At 56.4% G+C, this 22,509-nt stretch carries 20 protein-coding genes; 15 read left to right on the forward strand and 5 right to left on the reverse strand.

Going from position 1 to position 22,509, the window contains the following annotated elements:
• Positions 1 to 4: 4 nt before the first annotated feature.
• Both EV681_RS11780 and EV681_RS11785 read right to left on the reverse strand, forming a co-directional pair.
• Positions 5 to 1,357 (reverse strand): MmgE/PrpD family protein, encoded by a 1,353-nt coding sequence (locus EV681_RS11780; RefSeq protein WP_130304126.1) that lies wholly within the window; start codon positions 1,355 to 1,357, stop codon positions 5 to 7.
• A 40-nt stretch (positions 1,358 to 1,397) separates the two neighbouring features.
• The gene (locus EV681_RS11785; protein ID WP_128393282.1) at positions 1,398 to 2,558 is read right to left on the reverse strand and encodes an acyl-CoA dehydrogenase family protein; all 1,161 of its coding nucleotides are present in this window, start codon (positions 2,556 to 2,558) and stop codon (positions 1,398 to 1,400) included.
• A gap of 115 nt (positions 2,559 to 2,673) precedes the next feature.
• Here EV681_RS11785 and EV681_RS11790 point away from each other — a divergent pair, with 115 nt between their 5' ends.
• The 4 genes from EV681_RS11790 (at position 2,674) to EV681_RS11805 (ending at position 7,147) form a co-directional block, all read left to right on the forward strand.
• On the forward strand, positions 2,674 to 3,651 hold the full coding sequence (locus tag EV681_RS11790) for a LysR family transcriptional regulator (RefSeq protein WP_128393281.1): 978 nt from the start codon (positions 2,674 to 2,676) through the stop codon (positions 3,649 to 3,651).
• 576 nt (positions 3,652 to 4,227) lie between these two features.
• A complete protein-coding gene (locus EV681_RS11795; protein ID WP_130304127.1) occupies positions 4,228 to 5,067 on the forward strand; it encodes an HTD2 family dehydratase in 840 nt (279 codons plus the stop codon).
• On the forward strand, positions 5,064 to 6,266 hold the full coding sequence (locus tag EV681_RS11800; protein WP_130304128.1) for a CaiB/BaiF CoA transferase family protein: 1,203 nt from the start codon (positions 5,064 to 5,066) through the stop codon (positions 6,264 to 6,266). The genes EV681_RS11795 and EV681_RS11800 overlap by 4 nt, the downstream gene beginning before the upstream one ends.
• A gap of 71 nt (positions 6,267 to 6,337) precedes the next feature.
• Positions 6,338 to 7,147, forward strand: coding sequence for an HpcH/HpaI aldolase/citrate lyase family protein (locus tag EV681_RS11805; protein ID WP_128393278.1), 810 nt, complete (start codon positions 6,338 to 6,340; stop codon positions 7,145 to 7,147).
• On the opposite strand, the gene EV681_RS11810 is transcribed toward EV681_RS11805, so the two are convergent.
• Genes EV681_RS11810 through EV681_RS11820 form a run of 3 tightly spaced genes read right to left on the reverse strand, consistent with a single transcriptional unit; the run spans position 7,107 to position 11,350 of the window.
• Complete coding sequence (locus EV681_RS11810) at positions 7,107 to 9,470, reverse strand: CHASE2 domain-containing protein (protein ID WP_130304129.1); 2,364 nt, start codon at positions 9,468 to 9,470, stop codon at positions 7,107 to 7,109. The two genes, EV681_RS11805 and EV681_RS11810, sit on opposite strands and share 41 nt — an antisense overlap.
• A gap of 15 nt (positions 9,471 to 9,485) precedes the next feature.
• Positions 9,486 to 10,604: a FecR domain-containing protein gene (locus EV681_RS11815; protein ID WP_130304130.1), complete on the reverse strand. Its 1,119-nt coding sequence runs from the start codon at positions 10,602 to 10,604 to the stop codon at positions 9,486 to 9,488.
• Positions 10,601 to 11,350, reverse strand: a complete 750-nt coding sequence (locus EV681_RS11820; protein WP_128393275.1) for a response regulator transcription factor — start codon at positions 11,348 to 11,350, stop codon at positions 10,601 to 10,603. The genes EV681_RS11815 and EV681_RS11820 overlap by 4 nt, the downstream gene beginning before the upstream one ends.
• Positions 11,351 to 12,282: 932 nt before the next feature.
• Here EV681_RS11820 and rpsL point away from each other — a divergent pair.
• The 11 genes from rpsL to EV681_RS11875 all read left to right on the forward strand — a co-directional run bounded on the left by rpsL (position 12,283) and on the right by EV681_RS11875 (position 22,486).
• Entirely contained in the window at positions 12,283 to 12,660 is a 378-nt protein-coding gene (rpsL, locus tag EV681_RS11825; RefSeq protein ID WP_014752599.1) for a 30S ribosomal protein S12, read from the forward strand.
• A 189-nt stretch (positions 12,661 to 12,849) separates the two neighbouring features.
• On the forward strand, positions 12,850 to 13,320 hold the full coding sequence (rpsG, locus tag EV681_RS11830) for a 30S ribosomal protein S7 (protein WP_128393274.1): 471 nt from the start codon (positions 12,850 to 12,852) through the stop codon (positions 13,318 to 13,320).
• Between the two features lie 15 nt (positions 13,321 to 13,335).
• On the forward strand, positions 13,336 to 15,441 hold the full coding sequence (fusA, locus tag EV681_RS11835) for an elongation factor G (RefSeq protein WP_128393273.1): 2,106 nt from the start codon (positions 13,336 to 13,338) through the stop codon (positions 15,439 to 15,441).
• 88 nt (positions 15,442 to 15,529) lie between these two features.
• A complete protein-coding gene (tuf, locus tag EV681_RS11840; RefSeq protein ID WP_128393272.1) occupies positions 15,530 to 16,720 on the forward strand; it encodes an elongation factor Tu in 1,191 nt (396 codons plus the stop codon).
• Positions 16,721 to 16,819: 99 nt separating this feature from the next.
• Complete coding sequence (rpsJ, locus tag EV681_RS11845) at positions 16,820 to 17,131, forward strand: 30S ribosomal protein S10 (RefSeq protein ID WP_014752595.1); 312 nt, start codon at positions 16,820 to 16,822, stop codon at positions 17,129 to 17,131.
• 608 nt (positions 17,132 to 17,739) lie between these two features.
• On the forward strand, positions 17,740 to 18,750 hold the full coding sequence (locus EV681_RS11850) for a methionine ABC transporter ATP-binding protein (protein ID WP_128393271.1): 1,011 nt from the start codon (positions 17,740 to 17,742) through the stop codon (positions 18,748 to 18,750).
• Positions 18,747 to 19,406: a methionine ABC transporter permease gene (locus EV681_RS11855; protein ID WP_128393270.1), complete on the forward strand. Its 660-nt coding sequence runs from the start codon at positions 18,747 to 18,749 to the stop codon at positions 19,404 to 19,406. Before EV681_RS11850 ends, EV681_RS11855 begins: the two co-directional genes overlap by 4 nt.
• A gap of 18 nt (positions 19,407 to 19,424) precedes the next feature.
• The gene (locus EV681_RS11860) at positions 19,425 to 20,213 is read left to right on the forward strand and encodes a MetQ/NlpA family ABC transporter substrate-binding protein (RefSeq protein WP_128393269.1); all 789 of its coding nucleotides are present in this window, start codon (positions 19,425 to 19,427) and stop codon (positions 20,211 to 20,213) included.
• A 359-nt stretch (positions 20,214 to 20,572) separates the two neighbouring features.
• Positions 20,573 to 20,968 (forward strand): VOC family protein, encoded by a 396-nt coding sequence (locus EV681_RS11865; protein WP_130304131.1) that lies wholly within the window; start codon positions 20,573 to 20,575, stop codon positions 20,966 to 20,968.
• 225 nt (positions 20,969 to 21,193) lie between these two features.
• Positions 21,194 to 21,541 carry a ribbon-helix-helix domain-containing protein gene (locus EV681_RS11870; RefSeq protein WP_128393267.1) on the forward strand — a complete coding sequence of 116 codons (348 nt, stop codon included), beginning with the start codon at positions 21,194 to 21,196 and terminating at the stop codon, positions 21,539 to 21,541.
• A gap of 363 nt (positions 21,542 to 21,904) precedes the next feature.
• Positions 21,905 to 22,486 carry a gluconate 2-dehydrogenase subunit 3 family protein gene (locus tag EV681_RS11875; protein WP_128393266.1) on the forward strand — a complete coding sequence of 194 codons (582 nt, stop codon included), beginning with the start codon at positions 21,905 to 21,907 and terminating at the stop codon, positions 22,484 to 22,486.
• Positions 22,487 to 22,509 lie beyond the last annotated feature (23 nt).

A 22,509-nucleotide genomic window follows, 5' to 3' on the forward strand; every position in this document is an offset into this window, starting at 1 on the left:
AAACTCAATAAATGGCGCCGACGCGCGCCAGTTTGCCGATTTCCTCGATGGCATGCATGCCTGATTGCACCTGGTTCTCAGATAGTGACTTGCCGTATTGCGCGAGTCCTCGAACCTTGGCGCGAATTTCCTCGCGTGACAGGGTATTGCCCGGATCTCCCTTGGGTTCATCGACCCGACCCTGTAGCGTACGACCGTCCTGGGTCACGACCGATACCTTGCCGATCCAGCGCTGTGGATAGGCGGTATCGACTTCTTCGTCCAGCTCCATGGTGACCCGGTCACGAAAATCAGCGACTGCCTGGTCGTTAAGGGCTGCGTCAAACTCGGGCATGCCGGCGCGCTGACGCAGGGCGATCAGCGCCAGCACGGTGCCCATGGAAAATTTGGACTGGTGTACGGTCTCAGGGCGGATGACCGCGCCCAGCACGTCGATGGCGCCCTGATGCACATGCGTAATCACACGGCTGATATCGGCCGCCGCCAGTTTATGGTCCTGCATGACCCGGGCCAGCGCATCGGCGGCAGGATGTGTATGACGGCACGAGGCGTGGTACTTGAATGAGGTTTCAGCCAGGGCCCAGCGCGAGCCCAGTCGGTCGGTCAGGCGGGCCGGATCGGCATCGCTGGACATGCCTGCGCCCATGCCCTGTGCGCCTTCGAGAATCTGTTTGGCGCCGGTGAACCCATCGCGCGCCAGCCAGGCGGCCGTCAGGCCGTTGGCTGCCGCTTTGGCGGTGTGCAGTTGCTTGGAATCGGCGGCAGTGCGTAAAAACTCCCACAAGCCCGCGGCCTGGGTGCCGGCAGAGCCTATGGCGTCAAGCATTTGCGCAGGAGACAGCCCCATCAGCCGACCGGCAGCCACGGCGGCTGCAATGGTGCCGGCTGTGCCGGTGGTGTGAAAAATGCGGTAATGCGAGCGACCCAGAAACTCGCCCACACGAATGCCGACCTCGTAGCCTGCCACGCAGGCGGTCAACAGATCCCGTCCGGAAGCGCCTGTCTCCTGGGCCACGGCCAGCGCGGCAGGAAACACCACGGCTGCCGGATGAAATACCGAGCCGTTATGTACATCATCCTGCTCCACCATATGCGCCGCTGCGCCGTTGATCAGTGCTGCAAACAGCGGCGAGGTGGTCTGCGTAGAGCCGATGATTTGCGCACTGCCCTGGGCCGGGCCCATGGCCCGTGCAAAATCGCGGATCGACTTGACCGGTCGCGCCGGATAGCCAGCGAGCATGGAACCAAAGGTATCCAGCAGAAAATCTTCACAGCGGGCAATGACCGCTGGGGGGATCATCTCATAGCTGAGCGTGGCGGAAAATTCGGCGAGGGTGGCGCTGGGTGTTTGCGTCATAACAGGCTTCCTGGACAAAAAACAGTAATAACGAGCCGGATCAGAACGAACGGGGCAGGCCCAGAACGTGTTCGGCAACGTAGGAGTAAATCAGATTGGTTGAAATAGGTGCAACCTGATACAAGCGGGTTTCACGGAATTTGCGCTCTACATCGTATTCATTGGCAAAGCCGAAGCCGCCGTGGAACTGCAAACATGCATTGGCCGCTTCCCACGAGGCTTCCGAGGCCAGCAGCTTGGCCATGTTAGCCTGCGTGCCGCATGCCTGTTTGGCATCAAAACGGCGCGCCGCTTCATAGCGCATCAGGCTGGCGGCCTCGATATTGATGAAGGCCTTGGCAATAGGAAACTGTACGCCCTGGTTCTGGCCGATCGGGCGGCCGAACACCTTGCGTTCCTTGACGTAGGCGCTGACTTTGTCGATGAACCAGTAACCGTCGCCGATACATTCGGCCGCAATCAGCGTGCGTTCGGCATTTAAGCCGTCCAGGATATATTTGAACCCCTTGCCTTCTTCGCCGATCAGGTTTTCTTCAGGCAGCTCCAGATTGTCGAAAAACAGCTCGTTGGTTTCATGGTTCACCATATTGGGAATGGGCTGCAGGGTCATGCCGCCCTTGAGCGCGGCGTGAATATCGACCAGGAAAATGGACATGCCTTCGGACTTGCGGGTGACCTGGTCCAGCGGGGTGGTGCGCGCCAGCAGAATCATGAGATCGGAATGCTGGACACGGGAAATCCATACTTTCTGGCCATTGATCACGTAGCGGCCGTCTTTTTTGACGGCTGTGGTTTTGATTTTGGTCGTGTCGGTACCGGTTGTCGGCTCGGTCACGGCCATGGACTGCAAACGCAACTGGCCGGTGGCGATCTTGGGCAGGTAGCGGTTTTTCTGCTCGTCCGACCCATGGCGCAGTAGCGTGCCCATGTTATACATTTGGCCGTGGCACGCTCCGGAATTACCCCCACAACGGTTGATCTCCTCCATGATGACGCTCGCTTCAGTTAGACTGAGGCCCGAACCACCATATTCCTGGGGAATCAGGGCGGCCAGCCAGCCAGCCTCGGTCAGGGCATTGACGAAGGTCTCGGGGTAGGCGCGTTTCTCGTCAATATCACGAAAATATTCAGCAGGAAATTGGGCGCACAAATCACGAATGGCATCGCGAATGTCCTGGTAGGCGTCAGCTTGATGTTGCATGATGGAAGTCTCGGAAATGTTAACAGTAACAGCCTGTACTTTGACAGATTGCACCGGTTCTGAATATTGATGTTTGCTTAACAAAGACTTTAGCGTTTATTAAGGAGCACCGCAGATGGCGATGCATTTTGACCTCACGGACATGCAACTGATGGTGCATATCAGCGAAGTGAACAGCCTGACCAAGGGCGCCGAGCGCTCGCACCTGTCGCTGCCAGCGGCCAGCAACCGGGTGAAAAACCTGGAAAACAACCTGGGAACGGCTTTGCTGTACCGCAACAGCCAGGGCGTCACGCTTACCCCGTCAGGCGAGGCTTTTGTGCGCCATGCCCATATTGTGCTGCGGCAGCTGGAGCATCTGCGCGGCGATATCCGCGAATTTGCCGAAGGAATCAAGGGCAAGGTGCGGGTGTATGCCAATACCACCGCCATGAACGAATTCATGCCCGACATTCTGAGCCGCTATCTGGCCTTGCACCCGGATGTGAGCGTTGAACTGCGCGAGCGTCTGAGTTATCGCATCGTCAAGCTGGTCAGTGAGGGACTGGCCGATATCGGAGTGGTGGCCGGCATTGACGAAGACCAGATCGCCTCTGACGATGGCGTGCGCTTCATTCCCTATCGGTCCGACAACCTGGTGCTGGTCACCTCGCAAAACCATCGGCTGGCGGCATACGATGAACTGGCATTTGCAGAAACGCTATCCTACGAGTTTGTCGGGCTGTCCGAGTGGAGCGCGATTCATGCGTTTCTGAAGCAGGCCGCAGAGACGCTGGGCAGCCCCTTGCGCTTTCGTGTCGAGGTGGGCGGCTTTGAAGCGGCCTGTCGGATGATTGCGGCCAACGCCGGTATTGGCGTGATCCCCGAAACGGCTGCGATGCGTTACGTGGCCAACATGCCGCTGAAGATTATTCATCTGAGCGACAGTTGGGCATTGCGCCGCCTCTATGTGTGCGTGCGCCGGCTGGAAGATTTGCCGTCTTTTGCTCAGGAACTGGTGGCGCTGATGCAGGCCGATGCAGGCATTTCGGGCGAGGCCGGTTGCGCCGAAGAGGAACGGCGCTTGCGCAATCTCAAGCGCGGCAAGCGCTAACCCCTGGGTCCCGGGCTGTCGGCGACGCGGTACCACCGGCCGCGCCGGGTGGCGCGCGTCTCTTGCCTCGCCTGTTTGTGCCGGCCGTCGGCTCCCCGCCAATTGCCCGGCCAATGCCTAAGCGCGTCCGAGCGTTGCTCAGATAATGACCAAGAACGCCGGCCATAGGGTCAGGTAAAGTCCCCCTTTCAGGATTAATAATTCCCTGCTGTGGCCCTAACGGTTATGCTCATGGCTGTCAGGTTTTGGCAGGCGGCACTTTTTCAGCGCCCAACAGGCACGCCGGTTTTTCATGAACGGCCAGCTAGAGGCGCAGGGCCAGACCATGTAGCGAACCCAATGGCGGCGCGCGCAGGCGCTATTGCAGTTGTGCTATCGCAGTTGTGTTTGCATAAGAGTGTTTGCATAAGAGTGCTTACATGAGGGGCGAGGCAGGATCACGCGATGCGCAGCACCCGCCGTGTTACCGGGGTGCGGGCGCAGGCCGCGACCTGCGCCGCTTTTAGCTGCGTGCATGACACGCCCGGCCCGTTGCCGAAGAATTTATTATTTTATTATTGTCAGGAAACAGTGCGAATGACTCAGGATGCTCAGCAGTCCAACCTTTCCGACTGGATCGGTCGCCAGGAAGTGGCGCAGGATTTTATCAATCCTTCTCATGTAAGAAAAATAGCGGCCTCGCTGGAGACGAGCGCACCTGCTGCCGGGCTGGCGCTGCCACCCTTGTGGCAATGGGCGCTGTTCATTGAGCCGGCACCGCAGGACCAGCTTGGCCAGGATGGTCATCCTAAGCGGGGCGGCTTTCTGCCGCCCGCCGATGATCGCAACCGCATGTGGGCCGGCGGTCGCTTGCAGTTTCACCAACCTTTGCTGGTCGGGCGAGACGGCGAACGCATTTCGACCATTTCTGCTATTCGCGAAAAACAGGGCACTACCGGTAAACTGCTTTTTGTGACTGTGACGCATGAATATAAACAGGATGGCCAGCGGTGTATCCATGAGGAACAGGATATCGTTTATCGCGAGCCTGCTGCGCCCAAGCTGGGCGGCACCGAAGCGGCCGGCGCCGGTGCCTGGTCCGAGCCCATCACACCGACCAGCACGCTGCTGTTTCGCTATTCTGCGGTAACCTTCAATGGCCATCGCATTCACTATGATCACCCCTATGTAACGCAGACCGAAGGCTATCCCGGTCTGGTGGTGCACGGCCCGATGATTGCCACCCGTCTGTTGCAGGCGTTTTGTCAGGCCAATCCCGATAAAACCGTAACCGGCTTTTCCTTTCGTGGCCACCGTCCACTGATCGCCCCGGCCGAGTTTCGTGCGCAGGGCGTGATCACCGAAGCCGGCCGCGCCCGCCTATGGGCCGAACAAGAGGGCACTGTGGCCCAGACAGCAGAGGTAACCTTCAAATGAAAACAGAACAATCGACCGGCATTCGCCCGCTTGACGGCATTACTGTCCTGAGCCTGGAACATGCGATTGCCGCGCCATTTTGCACCCGGCAACTGGCCGATCTGGGCGCGCGCGTTATCAAGGTGGAGCGGCCTGGCGTGGGCGATTTTGCCCGCAATTATGATGAACGCGTCAACGGCATGGCGTCTCATTTTGTATGGACTAATCGCTCCAAGGAAAGTCTTACCCTGGATCTGAAAAGCCCGCAGGCCAAAGAAGTACTAGCCCGCCTGTTGCCCCAGGTGGATGTGCTGGTGCAAAACCTGGCGCCCGGCGCGGCAGCCCGTCTTGGACTCTCGTTTGATGCCTTGCACGAACAGTATCCGGGCCTGGTGGTGTGTGATATTTCGGGCTATGGCGCCGGTGGCCCTTATGAGCATAAAAAAGCCTATGACCTGTTGATCCAGAGCGAGAGCGGCTTTGTTTCCGTGACTGGCAGCGCCAATGAGCCGGCCAAGGCCGGCTGCTCCATTGCCGATATTGCAGCCGGCATGTATGCGTATACCCATATTCTGTCGGCGCTGCTGCAGCGCGGCAAGACCGGCAAGGGTAGCCATATTGACCTGACCATGCTGGAGAGCATGGTCGAGTGGATGGGCTTTCCGTTGTATTACACCTATGATGGCGCCCCGCCACCGGTCAGGGCAGGCGCTGCGCACGCCGCTATTTATCCCTACGGCCCGTTTCTGGCCGGCAACGGCAAGACTATCATGCTGGGGCTGCAGAACGAACGCGAATGGAAAATGTTCTGCGAACAGGTGCTGGAAAAACCCGAGCTGGCCACCGACCCTCGCTTCGCTTCCAACACGATGCGCACGACCAATCGCGATGCCTTGCGTGATCTGATTATCCAGTCCTTCGCTGCCTATGATGACGAGCAGATTATCGAGCGTCTGGAAAAAGCTGGCATCGCCAACGCCCGCGTCAACGACATGAAGGCAGTATGGGAGCATCCGCAATTGAAGGCGCGCAATCGCTGGACGCAAATGGGCAGCCCGGTGGGGACACTGCCTACCTTTTTGCCGCCAGGCGTGAACAACAGCTATGACTTTCGCATTGATGCGGTCCCCGCGCTTGGTGAGCATTCGGCCGCGATCCTGGATGAACTGGGCTATGATGAGGACACGGTCAGTCAGTGGCAGTCTGCCGGTATCGTCTGACTGCCAGTAAATACACACAGGCGGGGCCGCATGAGCGCCGCCACCCGTCATAATCAAGGAGTTTGCCAGTCATGAAAATGCGATCCGCGCTGTTTGTCCCTGCCACCCGGGTTGACAGAATTCCCAAGGCGCTGGCCAGTGGCGCCGACATTGTCATCGTTGATCTGGAAGATGCGGTGGAGCAGGATGCCAAGCAAAGCGCACGCGATGCGCTGCGCGAATTTGCCACCGCCAATCCCGAGCAGCAATTTCTGTTGCGCGTCAATGATGCGCGCAGCCGCTGGTTCAACGATGATATTGCCGTTTGCGCAAAGCTTGCAAATATCACAGGTGTGATGCTGCCGAAGGCTGAAAGCGAGTCGCAGATCAAGGCCGCGGGGATGGCCAAAAAACCGGTCTACCCGATTATTGAAAGCGCCATGGGCATCATGCGCATGCCTGAACTGTGCCAGGCGCCGGGTGTGGCGCGACTGTCTTTTGGCGCGCTGGATCTGGCGCTGGACCTGAACATGGATCGCGATTCGCAAGGGGCGCAGCAATTGCTGGCAGCGGTGCGTCCTCAACTGGTGATCCAAAGCCGGGCTGCGGGCATTGATGCGCCACTGGATGGCGTATTTCCGGATATTTCAGATACTGACGGGCTCAGGCAATCGGTCGCGCTGGCCAAAGGCATGGGGTTTGCGGGCGCGCTATGCATCCATCCGGCCCAGTTGGCGGTGATCCACGAAGTATTCGAACCAACGGCGCAGGAAAAGGACTGGGCCCAGCGGGTGCTGGATGAGCACCAGAAAAGCGGGCGGGCTGCGTTCAAGCTGGACGGCCAGATGGTGGATATGCCGGTTATAGAGAAGGCCCGGCGGATTCTTCAGCCTCATCTTTAGGCAGGCGGATAATAAAAGTAGACCCATGGCCTGGCGCCGACTGTACGCGGACATCCCCATGATGGCGTGTGACCACGGTTTTGACAAAAACCAGGCCCAGGCCCAGGCCCCCCGGGTCTTGTTCACGGCCCGCACCTACGCGGGTAAATAGCGTGAACAGGTGTTGCTGATCTTGCTCGCTGATGCCACAGCCTTGGTCGTGGATGCTGACTTCCCAGAAGTTGCCTGCCGAGGCCAGGCTGCATGTGACCGTTGTGTTGTCTGTACTGTATTTGAAGGCGTTGTCCAGCAAATTGCCCAGGCAGCGCATCAGCAATGACTGGTCCCCCTTGATAAAAGCGCATAGCGGTGTGATGTTACTCACAATGGTGATATTGCGTGTCCGGCTATCGACCCAAAGTTCATTGATTGCGTCTTGCAGCAGATCACTCAGATTAAGCGGCACAAATTCGATGTCGGCTTTTTCAGCCCGCGTAAACTGTACAAAGTCTTCCACCAGGCCGATGGTTCTTGCCGACAGATGGCTGACGCGCTGCAGCAGCTCGTCGGTGGGCAGGGCGCGGGCCGCATCCGCCTGCAAGTCTATCAGTGCAAGAATGGAGTTCTGTGGCGCCCGCATATCATGGGATATGAATCGCAAGGTGTCATCACGCTTGCGTTCGGCCTGACGCAACGCACTGATATCGATCAGGTTCAGAATGTATCCCGAGCGGCGACGACCAGCGGTATAGGTGGGCATGGATTTGAGCAGCAAGTCATTACCGGCGTGATCACGCACTTCAAAGCCGTCTTCGGCATGGATGCTTGCCGCCGCACTGCCTGTCTCTGGCGTCTGTCCAGATGCGGTGCGCTCAGGGTACTCGATCGCAGCGGCCAGCTCTCGGCATGTCGGTGCATCGGGAATAATGGCATTGAGCAAAGTCTGCACCGGCAGCCCTTCGGTCAACGCCAGATCGCCCAGGCTGGCCATGTACCGTTCGGCGCTGCTGGTCCACAGGGTAAGCCGATGGTTGGCGTCAAAGACCAGGGCCGGGTCCGGAATGGCATTGAAGCTGTCGCTGATGAACTGGCGCAGCGAACGCACCCGGTTCAGCGCAAAGCGTAACTCCATGATTCGTTCATTTAACGACAAGTGAAATTTCTGGGGGGCATCGGCCAGCGCCATCTCTGCCCCCAGCAAGGGGTACTCGCGATTGAGTTCGCTCATTTCCCAACTCATCTGGTTCAGGGCAATTTCCTGTGTGCGCCAGCTCCATACGGGGTAGGTCAGTGCAATCCCACCCATGGCTGCGACAGGAGTAATCCAGTAGTTGCCCAGGGCCAGCATCAGCAGGGAACCGGCCAGCACCAGCAACAGCGCGACCAGCGTGGCAAACAGGACTCGGCGGGGCGACAGTTGCCTGATCGCAATCAGCAGCAACAGGACCGGTATCAGCGAGATCAGGGTGTGCGCCCATTTTCCGGGCCTGCTGATCCAGTTATCTTCGCGCGCCGACTGTAACACATTGGCCAGGATCTCAACGCCCGACATATTGTCAACGGTGCTGGTGGAGGTCGGCGTTGGGAAACGATCGCCCATTCCGGTTCCCCATGCGCCGATCAACACATATTTGTTATCGAAATACTTGGCTGGGATGCGGCCGAACAGCACGTCGCTGTACGAAATCATGGGGAAGGTGAGCGGGGCACCCACAAAGGGGATCAGATAGGGTTGTTCCTCGCTGCGGGCGCTGAGCGCGGCGACTGTCGCGGTATCGCCCCCAGCGGCCAACATCGAGAGGGCAAAGTGCTGTTGCGTGTTGTCCTGGGGGGCGGTCAGGCGGATACGGCGCACCATGCCGTCGGTGTCCGGCACAATATTGATAAAGCCCAGCGCGCGGGCGGCGTCGGCGAGTTTGGCAATGGGGTTGACCGGCACCTGCCGTCCGGGATCGGTCAGGAAGTTGGCCAGCACCACCTTACCATTGTGTTCGATGGCCTGCGCCAGTTGTTGATCGACCAGAGGGTCATGTGGATCGGCGTCAGTAAAAAGAATGTCGAATCCGACGGCGCGTGCGTTGCGCAGCGTTGCCAGCAGGTTGGCGTGAACTTTGCGCTCCCATGGCCAGAAACCGATTTGCGCCAGGCTCTTGTCGTCGATCACGACAATCGCAATATCCGGGTCCGGCTGCCGCTCTTGCGTATAGCTGACAGCCACATCGTACAGGGCAAAACTGAAACGCGACAGAATTGAAAACTGGCTGCACAGCGCGGTTACGGTCAGGATCAGCAGCGTAACCAGAATCCATTCCCGATGAAAGCGTCGGCCAAGCGAACCCAGCATTGCGCCTGCCGCCGGTTAAAACGCAGACTGCAGCAGGAAGCTGCCGTTGCCGACGCCGACGGGCGATCCCTGCCCGTCATTGATTGTGTTCATGGTTTGCTCGATTTGCAGCATCGCGTGGCTGCCGGCCAGCATCTGCTGGTCAACGGAGCGCACCAGCACGTAAACGGTGCCGTTACGTACCGCTGGCAGGGTGGCCGAAGTCCCGGTAATGCGCTGGCTCCAGAGCACATCATAGCCCTCGCTGTCTTCGGCCAGGACCAGCTCATAGGCAACGGCGCCGGGAACCGGATCGAAACGCAGCTGACGGTTTTGTGATTGCGCCTCCATGGGATGCAACACCGGGGGCGCCAGCAATGCGTGCGTACCCGACGGCTTTCCGGCTCCATCGGTTACCGCGCCCTGGTTGCTGCCAAGCCGAGTGAGCAAGACCCCATCGGCCGGCGAAAAATCTGCCTGACCCTTGATAATGGTGCTGTAGGCGCCCTGGTTCTGGTCCTGGCGGGTTCCCGCACGCAGAATGGTGCCGCGAACCCCGGTAACACTGACTGGGGTCCGGATTTCAAAGCGTCCCACGCCTTCGCCGCCGGGATTGACATGGCTCTGGACTTCACCGCGGTCGATGGTGAAGATGGCGTCTATATACCCGGTGCCCGAAAAGCGCTGCAGCCGTTTGGCGGTGACCGTACTGTTGACGGGAACCAGGACCTTGCTGTTGTCTGGCAGGGTCAGGGTAACGTTGCTGTTGGCACCCGTGGTAATGACCGAGCCCTCGCTGACCTGACCACCGGTCTGGGCAATCGGCGAGCCGTTAATAAACGCCTGTCCGCGCAAGTGCGAGATGGTCGCGCTGGCAGGAACCTCGTCAATCAGGGAGAACGGAATCTTCAGCTCGAAGCCGACAGGAATTTTGTATTGATCGGCAATGCCGTTGATTTGGCGGATGGTTTTCCAGTTTTCCTGATTCTGGGTAAAGCGCTGGGACAGCGTCAGCAGAATATCGCCGGGAACAAACCGGTAGGTGAAGTAATCGCCACGCGCGCCCGTTGCCTGAGCGAGCGCGGGGCCGCTAACCAACGTACCGGTCATAAGAAAGGTCAGCAGGTAGATCAGGATTGCTCTGGATACGATCATGTCAGACCGGGGCTGTTGGTCTGTTTTGGCTGGGCCGGTGCGTCCGTGCCTGTGGGTTCGGTCACCATTTCCAGGCGATAGCCCAGGGCGTACGATGACACAATGCGCAGGCCGTTTTCCGGGCGAATTTGCAGCTTTTGCCTGACGTTGGACAAATGGGTGTCCAGGGTGCGGGAAGTGGCCGGAATTTCGCGATTCCAGATGGATGCGCTGAGCGCATCGCGCGAGAACAGCCGCCCCATGTTGCGGAAAAACAGCACCGCCAGGTCAAACTCCTTTGGCGCCAGTGCAACCACTTCGTTGTGCAGGCGCACCGAGCGCATTTGCGTGTCGATGTGATAAGGGCCCACTTCGATCACTGTATTGTCGATATCGGCCGGATTGGCGCGCCGCAGTAGCGACAGTATGCGCACACGCAAGGCCTGTGGCGTATAGGGTTTGGCGATGTAATCATCTGCGCCGGCCTCGATGGCTTCGACCAGATCCTCTTCGCTGGTCCGGCTGGTCAGGAACAGCACCGGCAGGGAATAGCCGATGTTGCTACGCACCCAGGTCAGGACATCCTTGCCGGTAATTTCGGGCAATTCCCAGTCGAGAATGAGCAGATTGAACATTTCGGGATCCCGCAGGGCTGTCATGAGTTCTTTGCCGCTGCTGTAATGCGTGCAGCCATACCCCATCTTTTCTACAGCCTGCACCATTTGAGCCGCCTGGGCGAGATCATCTTCTAGTATGGCAATCTTCATGTGATTTTTTTCCTAGTATGGCGAGGCGCAGGATCGCTGACCCCAGCACATGGCCCCGCGCAGCGGGAATTTAGTCGGCAATTATAGCAAAACCGTTGTTTTTTATGGACTATTTCGCCAAAGAGCGTAAATGCCGACCCGTTTGTCGGCCGTTTCCCTATCGCTTGCGAGGCGATTCTCCGCGGTTGCAACGTACTGTTTTCTTGACGTTTTATGAGGATTGTGTTAATGTGACGGGCTACCTAGTGGAAATAGTGCTGGGTAATAGCAGTAAGACTTGTTGCTCTTTGGTTGTTTTAAGGTCTCTGTTATATGGTCGTTTCGCCGACAGGCGCTTTGTGAAAGGCGCCTTTTGACGCTTTCAGTTGCATGTGCGTGAAGCTTGCGCGTGGCTTCTGGGTTTATGGAGAGCCTCTGGCTTTGCCGGCGAAATGATACTGGTTTCGAGTTGGTGTCGCAGCCTGGCGCATACATGCGCTGAGCGCAAGGCGCATCAATCAGGAAGCAGAGCATGTAACGCGGCTGGCCCCGGTAATTTGTGGCAAAGCAATATTTCATTGAACGTTTCACGCAAACTTCTCTGGAACTTTCCTTTCACAATCCGGCGCGAAGACATCTTCGGGAGCACAATTTTAAAAGCAGTATCCTGGTCAGAATGTCGTGCCAAAGCAACATGCAGGCGGGCAACACAGCAACGTGCATAAAAGCAACAGTCGTGTTGGTCATCTGTACTGCGCACAAAGCCTGTGCAGGTTTTTTCAGCAAGAGAAAAACCTGTCCGAACAGTCCCGACACGCTCCGGTCATATGCCGGCGCTACCATCGCGACTTTGCTGTCCATTCTTCCCCGGGCGTACATTAACGTCAGTACGTAAAACAGACGCAAATATAAATCGGTACAGGTTTCCTGTACATGAAATAGGATAGAAGGTCATGCCAACCATTAGCCAGCTCGTGCGTAAACCGCGCGTAAGCAGCCATGAGAGCAGCAAAAGTCCTGCACTTGAAAACTGCCCTCAGCGTCGTGGCGTATGCACTCGCGTGTATACCACCACACCTAAAAAACCTAACTCTGCGATGCGTAAAGTTGCCAAAGTGCGCTTGACCAACGGTTTCGAAGTTATTTCGTATATCGGTGGTGAAGGTCACAACCTGCAGGAACACTCCGTGGTTCTTGTTCGTGGCGGTCGTGTAAAAGATCTCCCGGGTGTGCGCTATCACATCGTGCGCGGTTCACTTGACCTGCAAGGCGTCAAGGACCGTAAACAATCGCGTTCCAAATACGGTGCAAAACGTCCGAAGAAAGCGTAATTCGCTTTTTGAACGGTTTTATCCGGTTTGGTGCTCACGCACAAAAATGCTTCCTTCCCACCGGTTGGTAAGCGTGCAGCCGCAGCTGCGAGAAAAAATTATCTGCGGTACGTAAGGGGCTGACCTCTCATATAGGCAGCCACGGCCACGCAAGTGGTTCAACTGAAACAGACACTCTAAGGAAGTACAATGCCACGTCGTCGCGAAGTACCAAAACGCGAGATCCTGCCTGATCCAAAATTCGGCAGTGTTGATCTTGCAAAATTCATGAACGTTGTCATGCTGGCAGGCAAGAAAGCCGTCGCAGAACGTATCATTTATGGCGCGCTTGATCAAGTTCAGGCCAAAACAGGTAAAGAACCTATTGAAGTGTTCAACCTGGCAATCAACAACATCAAACCCATCGTCGAGGTCAAAAGCCGTCGCGTGGGTGGTGCCAACTATCAGGTACCCGTCGAAGTCCGTCCCGTTCGTCGCCTCGCGCTGGCAATGCGCTGGCTACGTGAAGCCGCGAAAAAACGCGGTGAAAAATCCATGGACCTTCGTCTTGCCGGGGAGCTGATGGATGCGGCCGAAGGCCGCGGCGCTGCAATGAAAAAGCGTGAAGACACACACAAAATGGCAGAGGCCAACAAAGCCTTCTCCCATTTCCGCTGGTAATTTAAGGACACAACCATGGCCCGCAAAACCCCGCTCGAACGATACCGCAACATCGGTATTTCTGCCCACATTGACGCCGGTAAAACGACAACAACAGAACGCATTCTGTTTTATACCGGTGTGAGCCATAAAATCGGTGAAGTGCACGATGGTGCAGCAACGATGGACTGGATGGAGCAGGAACAGGAACGCGGTATCACCATTACTTCAGCCGCGACCACCGCTTTCTGGCGGGGCATGGCGGGTAACTATCCGGAACACCGCATCAATATTATCGATACGCCCGGACACGTTGACTTCACGATTGAGGTTGAGCGTTCCATGCGTGTGCTCGATGGTGCCTGCATGGTTTACTGTGCAGTAGGTGGTGTTCAGCCCCAATCCGAAACCGTATGGCGTCAGGCCAACAAGTACAAAGTGCCGCGTCTGGCCTTTGTGAACAAAATGGACCGTACCGGTGCTAATTTCTTCAAGGTTTATGACCAGTTGAAAACGCGCCTGCGCGCCCATCCTGTGCCTATCGTCATTCCTATCGGTGCTGAAGACACTTTCACCGGTGTGGTCGATCTGATCAAGATGAAAGCCATCATCTGGGACGAAGCCAGCCAGGGTACCAAGTTTGAATACCTGGATATTCCTGCTGAACTGATGGACTCGGCCAATGAATGGCGCGAAAAACTGGTTGAAACCGCTGCCGAAGCTTCCGAAGAACTCATGGAAAAATACCTTGAGAGCGGCGAGCTGAGCGAAGAGGAAATCCACCAGGCGATTCGTACCCGCACCATTGCATGTGAAATTCAACCCATGCTTTGTGGTACCGCGTTCAAAAACAAGGGCGTGCAGCGCATGCTGGATGCAGTGATCGACTATCTGCCGTCACCGGCCGATATTCCTCCTGTTACCGGTGAAGATGATGAGGGCAACCCTATCACCCGCAAGGCCGATGACAAGGAAAAATTCTCTGCGCTGGCATTCAAGCTGATGACCGATCCTTTCGTTGGTCAGCTGACTTTCGTGCGTGTTTATTCAGGCGTTCTGGCTTCTGGCGATACAGTCTACAACCCGATCAAGGGTAAAAAAGAGCGTATCGGTCGGATTCTGCAGATGCATGCAAACAACCGTGCAGAAATCAAGGAAGTGCTGGCAGGCGACATCGCCGCTGTGGTCGGCCTCAAAGACGTGACAACAGGTGAAACCCTGTGTGACGTGGATTCGCATATCATGCTTGAACGCATGGTATTTCCTGAGCCCGTGATTTCACAGGCAGTCGAGCCAAAAACCAAGGCTGACCAGGAAAGAATGGGTATGGCCCTGTCTCGTCTGGCCGCAGAGGATCCGTCCTTCCGCGTGCGCAGTGACGAAGAATCAGGCCAGACCATCATTTCCGGTATGGGCGAGCTGCACCTGGAAATTCTGGTCGATCGCATGAAGCGCGAGTTCAACGTGGAAGCCAACGTGGGTAAACCACAAGTGGCCTACCGTGAAACCATCCGCAAGGTATGTGAAGAAGTTGAAGGCAAATTCGTCAAACAGTCCGGTGGTCGTGGTCAGTATGGTCACGTTGTACTGAAACTGGAGCCCCTGCCTCCTGGTGGCGCCGGTTACGAATTCGTTGACGCGATCAAGGGCGGTGTGGTTCCTCGTGAATACATTCCTGCTGTTGACAAAGGTATTCAGGAAACCCTGGGTGCCGGTGTCGTCGCCGGATACCCGGTTGTTGATGTCAAGGTAACCCTGTTCTTCGGTTCTTACCATGACGTTGACTCGAACGAAAATGCCTTCCGCATGGCCGCATCCATGGCCTTCAAGGAAGGGATGCGCAAGGCCCAGGCGGTTCTGCTGGAGCCGATGATGGCTGTAGAAGTGGAAACACCTGAAGATTACGCCGGTACTGTGATGGGCGATCTGTCCTCACGCCGTGGTATGGTTCAGGGTATGGACGATATGGTTGGTGGCGGTAAAGTGATTAAAGCCGAAGTGCCACTGGCAGAAATGTTTGGTTATGCAACCAATCTGCGTTCTCTGACACAGGGTCGTGCAACGTACACGATGGAATTCAAGCAATACGCTGAAGCTCCGAAGAACGTTGCCGAAGAAGTCATCAGCGCCCGCAGCAAATAAACACAACAGGTGTTGCGCCTGTTCTGCAAAAGATTCAGACAGGCGCAACGTTTTCATATTCAGATAGATTAAGTATTGGATAGATATTATGGCAAAAGGTAAGTTTGAACGTACCAAACCACACGTAAACGTAGGTACGATTGGTCACGTTGACCATGGCAAAACAACGCTGACAGCGGCGATTACAACGGTATTGTCCAAAGCGTTTGGCGGCGAAGCCAAAGGCTACGACCAGATTGACGCGGCGCCTGAAGAAAAAGCGCGTGGTATCACGATCAACACGGCACACGTAGAGTACGAAACCGAAGCGCGTCACTACGCGCACGTAGACTGCCCAGGCCACGCCGACTATGTTAAAAACATGATCACGGGTGCGGCGCAGATGGACGGCGCGATCCTGGTATGTTCGGCCGCTGACGGCCCGATGCCTCAGACACGTGAGCACATTTTGCTGTCGCGTCAGGTTGGCGTGCCTTACATCGTTGTGTTCCTGAACAAAGCGGACATGGTTGACGATGAAGAGTTGCTGGAACTGGTCGAAATGGAAGTGCGCGAGCTGCTGTCCAAATACGACTTCCCGGGCGACGACACACCGATCATCAAGGGTTCAGCCAAACTGGCGCTCGAAGGCGACGAAGGTCCGCTGGGCAAGCAAGCCATTATGGCACTGGCCAACGCACTGGATACGTATATTCCTACACCAGAGCGTGCGATTGACGGCACATTCCTGATGCCAGTAGAAGACGTGTTCTCTATTTCCGGTCGTGGTACGGTTGTTACAGGTCGTATCGAGCGCGGTATCGTCAAAGTTGGCGAAGAGATTGAAATCGTCGGTATCAAAGACACTGTCAAAACCACTTGCACGGGCGTGGAAATGTTCCGCAAGCTGCTGGACGAAGGTCGTGCGGGCGATAACGTGGGTATTTTGCTGCGCGGCACCAAGCGTGAAGACGTTGAGCGTGGTCAGGTTCTGGCCAAGCCCGGTTCAATCAAACCGCACACCGGCTTTGCAGCCGAGGTGTATATTCTGTCTAAAGACGAAGGTGGTCGTCACACACCATTCTTCCAGGGCTATCGTCCCCAGTTTTACTTCCGTACAACGGACGTAACCGGTACGATCAAGCTGCCAGAAGACAAAGAAATGGTTCTGCCCGGCGATAACGTATCAATGGACGTAGAGCTGATTGCACCGATCGCCATGGAAGAAGGTCTGCGCTTCGCGATTCGCGAAGGTGGCCGTACTGTCGGCGCCGGCGTGGTTGCTAAAATCACGAAGTAATATGTACAGATGCATCCGGCAGTCTTCGGACTGTCGGGCGTCTTTGTCGCTACCCTGATCAGGTAGTTCGTTCTTTATAATTGTTCTTTAGGAATTCCCATGAAAAACCAGAAAATCCGTATTCGCCTTAAAGCATTTGACTACAAGCTTATCGACCAGTCAGCTGCTGAAATTGTGGATACAGCAAAGCGCACCGGTGCTGTTGTCCGTGGCCCAGTTCCACTGCCAACGCGCATCAAACGCTACGACGTACTGCGTTCACCTCACGTGAACAAAACATCACGTGACCAGTTCGAAATCCGTACGCACCAACGTCTGATGGACATTGTTGATCCTACAGATAAAACCGTTGACGCGCTGATGCGCCTGGATTTGCCTGCTGGTGTTGATGTAGAAATCGCACTGCAATAAGACATATGGTTGTTCATTGGCCGGTCTGATCTGCCGCTTTGGCGATGGCTCGCTGGCCATAAAAAATACCGTGCCCAGGCACGGTATTTTCTTTTCAGGGCAACGATGAACGGCTCGGCAATCGTGCCATACGGCAAGCAAAGGGCACCTTGGGTGCACCGGACTGCGTTGCGCGCAATGGGCGCCTCGCTGCAGATGGCTGATAACCAATGGTCATGCGACAATCCTGCGGTCAGCGCGATTGTGGCAGAATAGCGCAATAGGCAATCTGTACTTGGTACTTTGCGCCATGCAATATGCAGTCCGCGATAGGTAAACCGCTATCGGCATTGAGCAATCGGCATCACGCAATCGGTGACGGTATGCGGCCCGCGTCGGGCAGTTCGACGCGCCGCCGTGTCGGCATGGCTTCGCGCCTCAGCTGGGGTAGGTCGATCGTACCAACGGGCCACTCGCGTGAAAGATCCGGATGTGGTGCTCTATTGCCATGTTGATGCCCTGCTTTTTTCGTCAATTCTATATTCCTAAAAGCAATATTCAAATAAAAACAAATTTATACAGGTAATATAAAATTCGTTTAAACCACAACGCTTCTCAGAGTATGCACGTTGATTGAGCTAAAGAATATTCATAAATCCTATGCTTCCCGCGACAAAGTGGTCGAGGCGCTGGCTGGCGTCAGTCTGGACATTGCCCAGGGCGAAATTTTCGGCATTATTGGCCGTTCCGGTGCAGGCAAAAGCACCCTCATACGCATGCTCAATCTGCTGGAGCGTCCCACCAGCGGCAGTGTTCTGCTGCATGGACAGGACATTACCAAAATAAGTGAAGCCGCGCTGCGGACCTTGCGCCACAAGATCGGCATGGTGTTCCAGCACTTCAATTTGCTCACCAGCCGCACTGTTTTGCAGAATGTGGCGTTTCCTTTGCGCCTGGCAGGGATGGATAAAAAAGCAAGGACCGAGCGGGCGCTGGCCTTGCTGGAGCTGGTCGGACTGCAAGACCATGCCTACAAGTACCCCAGACAGCTCTCGGGTGGCCAGCAGCAGCGGGTAGGCATTGCGCGGGCACTGGCCAACGAACCGGAGCTGCTGCTGTGTGACGAGGCCACCAGTGCGCTGGACCCGGAAACGACACAGTCGATCCTGAACCTGGTGCTCGATATCAACCGGCGCTTTGGCATTACCGTGGTGCTGATCACCCACAGCATGGATGTGATCCGCAGTGTCTGTGATCGCGTGGCGATTATCGACAACGGCCGTATTGCTGAATCGGGCGAGGTGGTCGAGGTCTTTTTGCATCCACAGCATGAAACAACACTGTCGCTGCTCTCGGAAAGCGGGGTGGATGCCGAAGGCTGGAAAGAATTGATCGAAGGCGTGGCGGGCCGCATCGTGCGCCTGACATACCGCGGGCACAGCACGGCGCGTCCGCTGCTGAGCCAGGCCAGTCGCGATCTGGACGTGAATCTGAGCATTCTGCAGGGAGCGGTTGGCAAAATCAAGGATACGCCCTATGGGCAACTGGTGTTGGCCGTTGATGCCGATCCGTCGCGCTATGAGCCGCTGGAGGCATTTTTTCGGGATAATCAGGTCAATTACGAGGTATTGAGAGCATGAATTGGAGTACGCTGGACTGGCCCCTGATCGGGGAGGCCACGATCGATACCTTGCTGATGACCGGCTGGTCGCTGTTGTGGACCGTGGTGATCGGGCTGCCGCTGGGAGTGTATTTATTTCTCACCAGTGACCGCCAGTTGCTGGCCAACAAGCCCATTTACCAGTCAGTATCGCTATTGGTCAATATTTTGCGTTCGGTACCGTTTCTGATTCTGTTGATTGTGCTGATTCCGTTTACCCGCCTGATCATGGGCAGTGCACTTGGGGTGGGCGGGGCAATACCGCCACTGGTCGTTGGCGCCGCGCCGTTCTTTGCCCGTCTGGTCGAGAACGTTCTGCGCGAACTGGACCCGGGCATATCCGAAGCGTGCCGGGCTATGGGCGCCAACTCACGTCAGACCGTGCTGTGGGCGCTCTTGCCCGAAGCCACAACCGGCATCATCAGTGCCGTGGTGGTGACCACGATCATGCTCATCAGCTATTCGGCCATGTCTGGGGTGATTGGCGGTGGCGGCCTGGGCGATCTGGCCATCCGCTTCGGGTATCAGCGCTATCAGACCGAAGTCATGATTATTACTGTGGTTATTTTGATCCTCATGGTGCAGTTGGTGCAGACCCTGGGTGATTATCTGGTTCAACATTTCAACCGAAAATAGCAATAAGGAGTATTGCAAATGAACTTAAAACACATTCTGGGTGGCCTGCTAGTGGCCAGTTCCCTGTTCAGCCTGTCAGCCGTGGCCAATGAAAAATTGACTGTGGCCGCTACGCCGGTACCGCACGCCGAGCTGCTAGAGCATATCAAGCCTGCGCTGGCCAAGGAAGGGGTTGACCTGACCGTCAAGGTATTTACCGACTACGTGCAGCCCAACCAGCAAGTTGCCGACAAGCAACTGGATGCCAACTTCTTCCAGCATAAGCCGTATCTGGACACCTTCAACAAGGAAAAGGGCACCAAACTGGTTTCAGTCGGCCTGGTCCATGTTGAGCCGTTTGGCGCTTACTCCAAGAAAATCAAAAATGCTTCCGAGATCAAGGACGGTGCAGTCGTTGCCATTCCTAACGATCCATCCAACGGCGCGCGCTCCTTGCTGTTGCTGCAAAAGCAGGGCCTGATCAAACTGAAAGACCCCGCCAATCTGCTGGCCACCGCAAGGGATGTAACAGAAAACCCCAAGAACCTGGAGTTCAAGGAACTGGAAGCAGCCACATTGCCACGTGTGCTCGATGACGTGGATCTGGCGCTGATCAACACCAACTATGCGCTGGAAGCGGGCCTGAATCCGACCAAAGACGCCCTGTTTATTGAAGGCGCCGACTCGCCTTACGCCAATCTGGTGGCTACTACGGAAGACAAAGCCAAGTCTGCTGCAATCGAGAAGCTGATCAAGGCGCTGCAGACGGATGATGTGAAAAAATTCATCGAAGAGAAATACAAGGGCGCGATCGTACCTGCATTCTGATAACGGCGCTTCGCAAGCCTGAGAAGCAGGCTGCAGCGGTGGCAGATCCGGCGCATGCAGCCTCAATGTCTGCTGATGATGTCAGCATCGGACATCTGCAGCTGCGGTCCCTGTCGTTTCGGTTTCTTTAGCTTCTGTCTCTTTAGCCTCGACGGATACCCGCAACGCCGGGTATCTGGCGACAGGCGAGCTTGGCACGCCTGTCTATGTACGCGCGTGTGCGCGCCGTCGGAGCGCTGTAGTAATCCGCTATTACCCCCGCCCGGTTACTCTCCTGCATAATCAAAGGACCGCGACAACTGCGGCATCAACGCCGGGCTTGCGCATCGGTTTATATAAGGTTACAGGGGGACCACGATTTGGCTAAAGTCATACACGTCATGTTGCGCTGTCTTGATCTGGCAGCATCCAAGGCATTCTACAAAACCGCTTTCGGTCTGGAGCCGGCGCATGAGCTGGATTTCCCGGACTTTACGCTGTCGTACCTGCGAAACGCAGAAAACGATATGGAGATCGAACTGACCTGGAACAAGGGCCGCCAGGAACCGTACTCGCATGGCGATGGCTATGGTCACGTGGCGATCTGTGTAGATGACCTGGAGGCCGAACATGTGCGTCTTGTGCAGGCAGGCCTGTCCCCCCTGGAGATCAAGCGTTTCCAAGATGGCGACACCTTGCTGGCCCAGTTCTTTTTTATCTTGGACCCGGACGGCTATAAAATCGAAGTCCTGCAACGGCACGGGCACTATCAGTAGCGCATGGATAGCGGCGGTTTCGATGCTCGGGCAGGCGGTCGTGCCTTGCCCGGCTGACGGTTCTGCTAAAGTGGTACTATATAATCACACGGATGACCGTGGTCAGGTCCATAACAATTGCAGCGCCACTGCGTATATTGCGGATGCCATATTCCATCCGGTACGCAGGCAAGACCGGGTTTTGTACCGGCCCTGCCAGTCGGCCGTCTGCAGCAGGAGACATTAATGTGCAGCATTTATTCTCACACTGATCCCATCATGTACGAGTGCCGCAGTCGCTCGGTACGCATCGCCAAAGTGGTAACCAGCATCAAGCTGGAAAACATGTTCTGGGAAGTGCTGGCGGAACTGGCGCGCCGCGATGGCACGACCACCAATCAACTCATTGCCACGCTTTACGATGAGGTCTACGCCTATCGCGGCGAAGCCACGAACTTTACCTCTTTTCTGCGCGTTACCTGTATGCGCTACCAGGCTGTGCGCTACGCCACGACTGGCGCAGAGCCGGCAGCCGTGACCCCCTGTCCTCCGCTGAAGATGGCCCATGCCGAGAAAATTGCGCTGGTTGGCTGATCGCGTTTCCCCAACGGCGACGTTGATCGCGCCCGTGGGCCACTGCCGCTAAACAATCTAGCCCGGCACCAGTATCGCTTTGCAACCCGTTATTCTCCGATTAGGTCCTTCTGGTATGTACCCGCGTCCTGTGGGCTTGCCATGGCCTTGTCCTGGCCTGACAGAGGTGCTGGGCTGCCTGATTGCCCATCTGTATTCTGAAAATTATAAGGGGCATTGGGGTTTTCCTCTAGCCATGTAGTAAATGGGTATTACCCGGGCCTATCGGTAAAGCACATAATGTTTGCATAACTAAACGAAGCAGGCCCTGGCATCAGCCTTCGGTTGTGCTTCGGATCAATGCGAATGCTACCCGGAGGAATAATGGATACACCGATCCTATTAAGAAAAACAAGTCCCAATGGCGCCCTGACCCGGCGCGAATTTCTGCGCGGCGCTGCGGTGCTAACGGGGGTGCTGGCCGCCGGCTCCACGCTGGCCGTCTTTGCACCGTCGCGTGCCTGGGCGCTGGAAACCAAGCACCTGGACCAGGTACAGGCCGAGACGCTGCTGGCAATGGGCAAGGCGCTGTATCCGCACAAGGATCTGCCCGATGCGGTTTACGCCTTGCTGGTCAAGGACATGGACGCACAAATGAGCGATAGCGCGCAGGCCACGCTGGTGGCCGACGGCGTGGCAAAACTTAACCAGCAGGCGGCAGGCGCTTTCTCAAGTCTTGCGCTGGATAAACAAACGGCGCTGTTGCAGAAAATGCAAGCCGATCCGTTCTTTCAGGCGGTACGAGGCCAATGCATCACATCCATATACGACAACGATATGGCCTACCGTCACTTTGGCTACGAGGGGGAAGTCTGGAGCAAAGGCGGCTATCTGGCACGTGGCTTTGATGATCTGAAGTGGCTGCCCGACCCGCCCCAGAGCGCCAGCCCTTCCATGCAATCATAAAGCGCACCGGCGCTAACAGACAG

This window comes from Advenella incenata (assembly GCF_004217095.1).
Taxonomy (GTDB): domain Bacteria; phylum Pseudomonadota; class Gammaproteobacteria; order Burkholderiales; family Burkholderiaceae_B; genus Advenella; species Advenella incenata.

Bases quoted from the DNA above. Each gene is read 5' to 3' on its own strand.
- fusA (WP_128393273.1), top strand. From the start codon at position 13,336: ATGGCCCGCAAAACCCCGCTCGAACGATACCGCAACATCGGTATTTCT.
- EV681_RS11795 (WP_130304127.1), top strand. From the start codon at position 4,228: ATGACTCAGGATGCTCAGCAGTCCAACCTTTCCGACTGGATCGGTCGC.
- EV681_RS11860 (WP_128393269.1), top strand. From the start codon at position 19,425: ATGAACTTAAAACACATTCTGGGTGGCCTGCTAGTGGCCAGTTCCCTG.
- EV681_RS11875 (WP_128393266.1), top strand. From the start codon at position 21,905: ATGGATACACCGATCCTATTAAGAAAAACAAGTCCCAATGGCGCCCTG.
- EV681_RS11800 (WP_130304128.1), top strand. From the start codon at position 5,064: ATGAAAACAGAACAATCGACCGGCATTCGCCCGCTTGACGGCATTACT.
- EV681_RS11820 (WP_128393275.1), bottom strand. From the start codon at position 11,350: ATGAAGATTGCCATACTAGAAGATGATCTCGCCCAGGCGGCTCAAATG.
- EV681_RS11855 (WP_128393270.1), top strand. From the start codon at position 18,747: ATGAATTGGAGTACGCTGGACTGGCCCCTGATCGGGGAGGCCACGATC.
- EV681_RS11785 (WP_128393282.1), bottom strand. From the start codon at position 2,558: ATGCAACATCAAGCTGACGCCTACCAGGACATTCGCGATGCCATTCGT.
- EV681_RS11780 (WP_130304126.1), bottom strand. From the start codon at position 1,357: ATGACGCAAACACCCAGCGCCACCCTCGCCGAATTTTCCGCCACGCTC.
- tuf (WP_128393272.1), top strand. From the start codon at position 15,530: ATGGCAAAAGGTAAGTTTGAACGTACCAAACCACACGTAAACGTAGGT.
- EV681_RS11805 (WP_128393278.1), top strand. From the start codon at position 6,338: ATGAAAATGCGATCCGCGCTGTTTGTCCCTGCCACCCGGGTTGACAGA.
- EV681_RS11815 (WP_130304130.1), bottom strand. From the start codon at position 10,604: ATGATCGTATCCAGAGCAATCCTGATCTACCTGCTGACCTTTCTTATG.
- EV681_RS11790 (WP_128393281.1), top strand. From the start codon at position 2,674: ATGGCGATGCATTTTGACCTCACGGACATGCAACTGATGGTGCATATC.
- rpsL (WP_014752599.1), top strand. From the start codon at position 12,283: ATGCCAACCATTAGCCAGCTCGTGCGTAAACCGCGCGTAAGCAGCCAT.
- rpsG (WP_128393274.1), top strand. From the start codon at position 12,850: ATGCCACGTCGTCGCGAAGTACCAAAACGCGAGATCCTGCCTGATCCA.
- rpsJ (WP_014752595.1), top strand. From the start codon at position 16,820: ATGAAAAACCAGAAAATCCGTATTCGCCTTAAAGCATTTGACTACAAG.
- EV681_RS11810 (WP_130304129.1), bottom strand. From the start codon at position 9,470: ATGCTGGGTTCGCTTGGCCGACGCTTTCATCGGGAATGGATTCTGGTT.
- EV681_RS11870 (WP_128393267.1), top strand. From the start codon at position 21,194: ATGTGCAGCATTTATTCTCACACTGATCCCATCATGTACGAGTGCCGC.